Raw genomic sequence first — 8,727 nt, 5'->3', positions numbered from 1 at the left:
AAGACGCTCGGCTGGAATACCCCAGCCGAGCGTCTACGTGATCTACTCACCACCTAAAACCAAGTGGTGTTGCGACGACCCCTTGAACCCAAGGACGACGGGGCCCCTTGCCGTGCACTCGGCGCGCAGGCTCAGCGGGCGGCCCGGACGTCCTCGACCACCAGCCGCAGCAGCGGGGTCGGGGCCGGCTGGAAGTAGAAGTGCGCGCCGGGCAGCAGCCTGGTCCCCAGGAAGCGCGTCGTCCGGGCCGCCCAGCCGGGCAGCAGGCCCGGCGGGGTGACCTCGTCCCGTTCGCCGCCGTACACCGCCAGCGGGACGGGCAGCGGCTCCCGGTCCAGGTCCGGGCGCCAGCACTCGACGAGTCCGAAGTCGGCCCGCAGGACGGGGGCCAGCAGCGGCCAGAACTCCGGGTCGTCCAGGATCGCGCGCGGGGTACCGCCCATCGCCTCGACGGCGGACCGCAGCTGGTCGTCGTCGGAGAGGTCGAAGCCGGAGACCCGCCGGGGGTGGTGCTCGGGCGCCGCGAGCCCGGAGAGGCCGAGCCACTCGGGCAGCGGCAGCCCGCGCCGGTGCAGCGCGTGGGTCAGCTCGTAGGCGGCGATGGCGCCCATGCTGTGGCCGAACAGCGCGTACGGGCGGTCGAGTTCGCCGGACAGCCCGCGCAGCAGCGCTCCGGCGAGCTCGTCGGCCGTGCGGCAGGGCGGCCCGGACCGGCCGATCCGCCCCGGCGCCTCGACCAGGCACACCTCCCACTCCGGGGGCAGCAGCGGGGCCCAGGGCCGGTAGCCCACGTGGGAGCCGCCGGCGTGGTGCAGCACGAACAGCCGCAGCTCCGGTGCGGCCGGGCGGCGGACCCGGAGCAGCTCGGCCGCGGGACCGGCGGCGCCCGGGTCGACGGCGTCCGGCCCGGACCGGGCCCGCCCGGTGGGCGAGTCCGGTCCGGCGGGGTCGGGCCGCCTCATCGCGGTCCGGCCGGCGCGGCCGGGCGCAGGTCCAGCCAGTGCTCGTTGACGTGGGCGACGCAGGCGGCGCGGTCCGCCGGGCCGTGCGCGGTCCGCCAGCCGGCCGGCACGGCGAGCGCGGCGGGCCAGAGCGAGTGCTGGTTCTCCTGGTTGACCAGCACCAGGTAGTCGGCCGACTGGTCCTCGAACGGGTTCGTCACCGGTGTGTTCCCTTCAGTTCGGTCTCGATGAGGTGGGCGATGTCGGCGGCCGCCTCGGGCCGCAGCATGTCGCCGTGCGCGCCCGCGACGGCGTGGTCCCTGATCCGCCCGGCCACGTACGGGCGCCAGGCCCGGGCGGACGGCCCGGTCTCCGGGCCGGCGCCGACGGTGCCCTCGGAGGCGTGGAAGAACAGCGCGTCCCCGTCGTAGTGGCCGGGCACGAAGGCGTAGCCGAGCGCGGTGTCGTTGGCCATGACGGCGAGCAGCGCCGAGACCGCCCGGTCGTCCAGCCCGCGCAGCGTGCTGTCCTCACGCTGGAGGACGGCCAGTACCCCGGCCCGGTCCGGCGGGGCGTCGTCCGGGCCGCCGTCCGGGCAGGCCGGGCGGGCCGCGCCGGAGGAGGCGAGCAGGATGCCCAGCAGGACGCGTTCGAGCTCCTCGGCGGCGGGCAGCGGGGGCCGTCCGGGCAGCGCGCCCATCGGGAGGCAGTCGAGCATCGCCAGCAGCCCGGTCGGCTCGCCCGCCGCCCGCAGCCGGACGGCCATCTCGTGGGCGACCAGACCGCCGAAGGACCAGCCGAGCAGATGGAACGGGCCGTGCGGGTGGACGGTCCTGATCTGCCGGAGGTAGTCGTCGGCCATCTCCCGCACCGAGCCGGCCGGCCGCTCGCCGGGCAGCAGGCCCCGGGCCTGGATGCCGTAGACCGGGCGGTCCGGGTCGAGGCCGCCGAGCAGGGCGGCGTACGGCCAGCCGACCCCGGCGCCGGGGTGGACGCAGAACAGCGGCGTGCCCGAGCCGGCCGGGCGCAGCGGCAGCAGGACGTCGAGCATGCCGCCCGCCACCGGGTCGGCGCCGCCGTCCGGGCCCGCCCCGTCGGCCTGGGCGGCCAGGCCCTCGACGGTGGGGCTCCGGAACAGCGCGGCCACGGTCAGGTCGACGCCCAGGGCGGTGCGCAGCCGGCCGAGCATCTGGGTGGCGAGGATGGAGTGGCCGCCGAGTTCGAAGAAGTTGTCGCGCAGGCCGATCCGGTCGTGCTGGAGCAGGTCGCGCCAGATGCCGGCGACGGTGCGTTCGGTCGCGGTGGCCGGCCGGTCCGGTCCGTCCTCGGCGTCCGGGCTCGGGCCCGTGCGGGCGAGCCGGTCGCGGTCGATGGCGCCGTCCGCGGTCCTGGGCAGTTCGGCGACGGGCAGCGCGGCACAGCCGACGGGGGTGCCGTAGCGGTCCGGGAGTTCGCCGCCGGGGTCCGGGGCGGCGCCCGCGGCCGGGGCGGGTCCGGTCTCGACGTGGGCGGCCGGGGTGCGCAGCGGGTGGACCGGGGCGAGGGTCTGGGCGCGGATCCACGGCGCGTCGGGGTCGAGGCCGATCAGCACCTGCGGGGTGTCGTGGCACAGGGCCGTGTCGAGCGAGCGCAGGGCCTCGCGGACGCCGAGGATGCGGTAGCCGCGGGCCTCGGTCAGCTCGCGCATCGCGTAGCCCCGGCTCATGCCGCGCTCGTCCCACATGCTCCAGGCCAGGCTGCGGCCGTCGATGCCGCAGTTGTCGCGCTGGTGGGCGGCGAGGGCGTCGAGGTAGGCGTTGGCCGCCGCGTAGCTGCCGACCCCGGCGCCGCCGAAGTGGCCGTTGACGGAGGAGAAGGAGAGGAAGAGCGCGCCGGGCCGGTCGGCGACCAGCTGGTGCAGGGCCCAGCCGCCGAGGATCTTCGGGGCCAGGACGGCGGCGCGCTGTTCGGGGGTCTCCCCCGTCACCGGCCGTTCGGCGAAGTGCCCGGCCAGGTGGAGCACGCCCGCCAGTTCGGTGTCCCAGGCGCGCTCGGCGGTGCGGACGACGGCCCGGACGGCGTCGGCGTCGGTGATGTCGACGGCGGCGTAGGCGATGTCGCCGGCGGCGCTCAGCTCGCGGTGGGCGGCGAGGCGGCGGGCGAGCTCGCCGCCCTCGGCGAGGTGGCGGTCCTGGTCGGCGGGGGCCGGCAGCGGGGTGCGGCCGAGCAGCAGCAGCCGGACCGGGTGGGCGGCGAGCAGGTGGCGGGCGGCCTCGACCGCGACCCCGCCGAGGCCGCCGCTGATCACGTAGAGCCCGCCGTCGCGGAAGACCGGGGCGGCCGGGGCCTTGAGGTCGCCGCCGGGCAGCCGCCGCAGCCGGCGCGCCCAGCGGGCGGGGGCGCGGCCCCGCCCGGGGCGCAGCGCGACCTCGGTGTCCCCGGCGGGGGCGGCGAGTTCGGCGACGAGGTGGGCGAGGAGCGCCTGGTCCGGGCCGGGGGCGGTGAGCGCCGTACGGCTGCCGAGGTCGATGTGCCGGGTGTGCAGCCAGGGCAGTTCCTGGCCGAGGCTCTTCGCCAGGGCGACGGCGGGGGCGCGGCGCGCGGCCGGGGTGTCGGTGGCCAGGACGCGCCCGCTGTCGGCGGCGACGACGTACAGCGCCACCGGCCGTTCGGGGCCGTAGCGGTCGGGCCGGGCGGCGAGCGCCGTCGCGAGCTGGGCGATCTCCTCGACGCCGTCGGCGCCGGGGCCGTCGTCGGGGGCGCCGGTGGTCAGGTGGACCACCCGGCCGAGCGGCGGCATCGCGTCCAGGAGGGCGTCCCACTGGGCGCGGTCGGTGGCGTCGAGCGGGGCCAGCGGGGCGTCGGCCGGGCCGGGGCCGGCGGCCGGGGCGCGCCGGACGAGGGTGGTGTCGTGGCCCTCGGCGCGCAGGGCGGCGGCGAGCCGTTCGCCCGGCCCCGCCTCGTCCGCGACCAGCAGGGTGTGTCCGCCGGGGCGGGCCGCCCCGGGCCCGGCCGGGTGGACGAGGGCGGCGGGCTGCCAGACGGGCTGGAAGAACCAGTTCGGCAGGGTGTCGCCGAGGGCCGTCGTGGCGAACTCCCCCGCCTCGAAGCGGGCGCGCAGCCTGGTCCGCTGGATCTTGCCGATCTCCGTCTTGGGGATGTCCGCGCGGTCCAGCGGGACGAGGTGGGCGGGGTTGACCCCGCCCTCGCGCAGCACCTTCTCGCGGATGCGGCGGGCGGCGGCGTCCGGGTCGGCGCCGGGCGCGAGGACGTAGAAGAGCGCGAGTTCGTCGCTGTCGCGGCCCTCGGCGCGCACCGCGCAGGCGGCCGTGAACGAGCTCTGGACGTCGTCGAGTTCCTCGACGATCGCCTCCAGCTCGTGGCTGGGGTGGTTGACGCCGCCGATGATGACGACGTCCTTGGCCCGGCCGGTGAGGGTGAGCGCGCCGTCCCTGAGCAGGGCGAGGTCGCCGGTGCGGAACCAGCCGTCGGCGGTGAACGCCTCGCGGTTCTGCCCGGGGTCGGCGTCGTAGCCGCGGGTGACGGCCGGGCCGCTGACCTGGAGGTGGCCGACGGTCCCCTCCGGGACGACGGTGTCGGTGTCGTCGGTGATCCGGACCGCGAAGCCGGGGTAGGGGCGGCCGACCTCGGTCGGGGCGTCCGTCGCCCCGGCCGTCGCGGAGAGCGGGGCCGAGACCTCTCCGGAGGAGGTCTCGGACATCCCCCAGACCGGGTGCATCGCCCCGGCGGGCAGGCCGTGCGGGGCCAGCAGGCGGACGAAGCGCCGGGCGACCCGGTCGACCACGGCCTCACCGCCGTTGAGCGCCAGGCGCAGCGCGGAGAGGTCCCACCGCTCCCCCCCGATCCGTTCGGCCTGGTCGTTGACCAGGCCGAACGCGAAGTTGGGGGCCCAGGTCGCGGTGGCCCGCCGGGTGTGCAGCGCCTCGATCCAGCGCAGCGGGTCGGCGAGCACCCAGGCGGTGGGCGCGTGGATCTGGGCGGCGCCGGCGGCCAGGAAGGCCAGGTGGAACATGACCACGCCGCCGACGTGGTCCAGCGGCATCCAGTTGAAGGCGGTGTCGGCGGGGCCGAGTCCGTGCGCCTGGCGGGAGGCGGCGGCGTGGGTGAGCACGTTGTCGTGGCAGAGCCGGACGGCCTTGGGGGTGCCGGTGCTGCCGGAGGTGAGCATCAGCAGGATCAGGTCGTCGGGGCGGGCCCGGTGCGGCGCGTCGTCGGCCGGGCCGGTGCGCAGGTCCTCGATGACGGCCCGGCGGCGGTCGGCCGGGAGCGTGGCGCCGTGGGCGCGGTCGGTGAGGGTGAGCGGTTCGCCGAGGGAGCGCCAGGCGTGGGCGGCCCGGGTGGCGACCGCGCCGTCCGGCTGGTCGGCCGGGGGCGTGGCGAGCGGGACGGCGACGAAGCCGCCCAGCACGCAGGCCCAGAAGCCGGTGACGAAGTGCCGGTTGTCGGCGAGCTGGAGCAGCACCCGGTCGCCCGGCCGGAGTCCGGTGGCGCGCAGGGCGCCCGTCACCCGGGAGGCCTCGTCGAGGAGTTCGGGGTAGCTCTGCCGCTCGGTGGTGCCGTCGGGGCGGAGGTACTCCAGGCCGGACGGCTGCGCGGCCCCGGCGACGCGCCGGAGCACGGCGCCGAGCGTGGACTCGGGGTAGGGCCGCAGCGGGGCGCCGGTGCTGAGCGAGGGCGGGGCGGCCCGGTCGGGGGTGGTCGGCTCCGGGGTGGCGAGGTCCGGGGTGGCCTGGTCGGCGGCGCGGACCGGGGGCCGGGCGGGCCCGGGCGGGCGGACGCGCCGGGCGGGACCGCCGGACGGCCGGTGGGCGACGCGCGAGACGGCGGCCCGGTCGCGGCCGGCGGTGGTCAGCCAGCGGTCCTCCCAGCGGGCCAGCAGGTCGTCGTCGAGGACGGGGATCCGGGCCAGCGCCGCCTCGTCGAGCGCGCCGCCCGGGGTCCGCGGCAGGTCGGAGACCAGGACGGCGGCGGTGAGCGGCAGGGCCGCGGGCAGTTCCCCGGTCGCGGCGCGGACGATCCACTCCTCGCCGATGTCGCGGGTGGGCACCACGTAGGCGACCAGTTCGGCGACGCCCGCGGTGCTGTGGCGGACGGCCAGGGCGCAGTCGCGGACGGGCTCCAGCTCCCTGATCCGCCGGGCGAGCGCGGCGAGCCGGAGGGTGTGGTCGCCCACCTGGGCCAGGCCCGGGGTGCGGGTGGTGGTCTCCAGGTCGCCGTCCTCGGTGAGCCGGCCGAGGTCGCCGGTCGGCGTGCCGGCGGCGGCCGGCCCGGCGGGGAGCGGGGCGTCGGCGGCCGGGGCGAGGTGGACGGCGCCGGACACGCCGAGCGGCGCCGGCCGGCCGTACCCGTCCAGGACGCGCAGCGGGCGGACGGGGCGCAGGGCGCCGGGGCGGCCGGGGTCGGCGACGGCGAGCGGGCCGGTCGCGGCCGTGGTGTGGGTCGGGCGCAGGACGGCGCCGAGCGCGTCGTGGTACCGGGCGGTCTGGTCGGGCGTCAGCGCCCGGCCGGTGTGGACCACCGCGCGCAGGGTGGTGGGCAGGGGCTGCGCGGCGAGCCGGGCGAGGTCGCGGTCGACGGCGAGGGCGACGCCCGCCCCGTCGTCCTCGGTTTCCCCCGCCGGGACGGCCAGGGCGGCGCCGTGGAGCAGCGGCAGCAGGGTCTCCCAGACCGACCGGGCGGTGCCGGGCGGTGCCCACCGCCGGACGGTGTCGGCGGCGGTGAGCCCGGCGGCGGCAGCCAACTGGTCGATCTGGTGGACGAGTTCGGCGTGGTCGACGGTGACGGGCGGTTCCTCGGCGCAGAGCAGGACGGCCGGGTGCCGCCCGGTGAGCGGCACGGGCGCGTCGTCCGCGGCCGGGGCGTCGGCGGCCGGGGCGGCAGCGTCCAGGGCGTCGGGGCCGGCCAGGGCGGCGAGGTCGAGGACCACGGGTGCCGGGCCGTCGGCCGCCGGGCGGGCGGCGAGCGCGCCGGCCGTCCCGGGCGGCGCGTCGGTGAGGACGAAGGCGGCGCCGGACCGCCGGAGCAGGGCGGTCAGCCGCTGCGGCGGGTCGGCGGGGTCGAGCGGGACGCCGACCGCCCCGGCCCGCACGACCGCGAGCAGCGCGAGGGCGCCGTCGGCCCCGGGGCCGCAGCAGAGCGCGACCCGGCTCCCGGGCGTCACGCCCCGCGCGCGCAGGCGCCGGGCCAGCCGGTCGGCGCGGGCGTCGGCGTCCCGGTAGGTGAGGGCGGCCGGGCCGGTGCGCAGCGCGGTCGCCGCGGGGGTGGCCGCCACCCGGGCGGCGAACCGCCCGGTGACGGTGGCGTCCCGGTCGTAGCCGGGCACGGCGGCGGTGACGCCCACGAAGCCCACGGGGTCGGCGGCGTCCTCGGCCAGCGGCAGCCGGGACAGCGGCAGGCCCGGATCGGCGGTCACGGCCTCCAGCAGCAGCCGCAGCCGCTCGGTGGCGCGCCGGGCGGTGCGGCGGTCGAACAGGTCGGTGGCGAAGACGAGGGTGCCGCGCAGGGTGCCGTCCTGCTCCCACAGGTGCAGTTCCTGGTCGAACCGGCAGGTCCAGTCGGCGACGGTGGCCGGGGTGACGGTCAGGCCCGGCAGCCCGATCTCCGGGCGGTCGAAGTTCTGCAGCGCGAAGACGACCTGGAAGAGCGGGTTGCCGCCCGGGTCGCGCTGCGGGGCGATCTCCTCGACGATCTTCTCCAGCGGGATGTGCTGGTGGGCGAAGGCGCCGAGGCTCACCTCCCGCACCCGGTGGACCAGCGCGGCGAAGGCCGGATCGCCCGAGGCGTCCACGCGCAGCGGCAGGGTGTTGACGAACATACCGATGAGCGGGTCGAGTTGGGCGTTGTCCCGGTTGGCCGAGGGGGTGCCGACCAGGATGTCGTCCTGCCCCGTGGTGCGGTGCAGCAGGGCGGCGAACGCGGCCAGCAGCACCATGTAGAGGGTGGCGCCCTGATCGCGGGCGAGCCGTTTGACGGCGTCGGCGAGGTCCGGCGGGAGAACGAAGTCCAGCCGGTCGCCGGCGAAGGAGCGCTCGGCGGGCCGGGGCCGGTCGGCGGGCAGCCGCAGCACCGGCAGGTCCCCGGCCAGGCGTTCGCTCCAGTAGGCGAGCCCTTCGGCGAGCGGTTCGCCGGCCAGGTGCTCGCGCTGCCATTCGGCGAAGTCCCCGTACTGGATCTCCAGCGCGGGCCAGCCGGGCGCGCTGCCCGTGACCCTGGCCCGGTAGGCCTCGGCGAACTCGCGGACGAACACGCCCGCCGAGACGCCGTCGATGACGATGTGGTGCACGCAGACCAGCAGCAGGTGGTCGGCCGGCCCGAGACGGAACAGGACGGGCCGCAACAGCGGGCCCCGCTCCAGGTCGAACGGGTGCCGGACCTCCGCGAGCAGCCGCTCGCGCAGCTCCTGGTCCGCGGCGAGGTCCGCCCCGGCGGCGACGACGCCCGTCAGGTCGACGGTGGCCAGCGGCAGCTCCAGCCCGTCGGCGACCACCTGGAGCAGACCCTCGGCGGAGTCGGCGAAGGTGGTGCGCAGCGTCTCGTGCCGGTCCACCAGGTCGCCCAGCGCCCGGGCGAGCGCCCCGGTGTCCGGGGCGCCCCCGGTCAGCCGCAGCAGCAGCGGGACGTTGTAGAAGGCGTTGCGCGCGTCGAGCCGGTAGAAGAACCACATCCGTTCCTGGGCGTACGACGCCGGGAAGGTGAGGGGCTGCGCCGTCGCGGGCGGCTCGGACGGGCCGTCGGGGCCGGCCGTCGGGCTGGGCATCGTGGTGCTCCTTGGGGTGTGGGTGCCTGG

3 protein-coding genes are annotated in these 8,727 nt (G+C 78.0%); all 3 read right to left on the bottom strand.

Going from position 1 to position 8,727, the window contains the following annotated elements; translation table 11 throughout:
- Nucleotides 1-131 precede the first annotated feature (131 nt).
- Genes ACIP82_RS32900 through ACIP82_RS32890 form a run of 3 tightly spaced genes read right to left on the bottom strand, consistent with a single transcriptional unit; the run spans nucleotide 132 to nucleotide 8,697 of the window.
- Complete coding sequence (locus tag ACIP82_RS32900; protein ID WP_363607598.1) at nucleotides 132-962, bottom strand: alpha/beta fold hydrolase; 831 nt, start codon at nucleotides 960-962, stop codon at nucleotides 132-134.
- A complete protein-coding gene (locus ACIP82_RS32895; RefSeq protein WP_363607599.1) occupies nucleotides 959-1,162 on the bottom strand; it encodes an MbtH family protein in 204 nt (67 codons plus the stop codon). Before ACIP82_RS32895 ends, ACIP82_RS32900 begins: the two co-directional genes overlap by 4 nt.
- On the bottom strand, nucleotides 1,159-8,697 hold the full coding sequence (locus ACIP82_RS32890; protein WP_400658801.1) for a condensation domain-containing protein: 7,539 nt from the start codon (nucleotides 8,695-8,697) through the stop codon (nucleotides 1,159-1,161). Before ACIP82_RS32890 ends, ACIP82_RS32895 begins: the two co-directional genes overlap by 4 nt.
- Between the last annotated feature and the right edge of the window lie 30 nt (nucleotides 8,698-8,727).

The sequence above is a fragment of the Kitasatospora sp. NPDC088548 genome, assembly GCF_044753005.1.
GTDB lineage: Bacteria > Actinomycetota > Actinomycetes > Streptomycetales > Streptomycetaceae > Kitasatospora.
The sequence above is the reverse complement of the archived record's forward strand: the minus strand, read 5'-3'. Positions and strand labels throughout refer to the sequence as shown.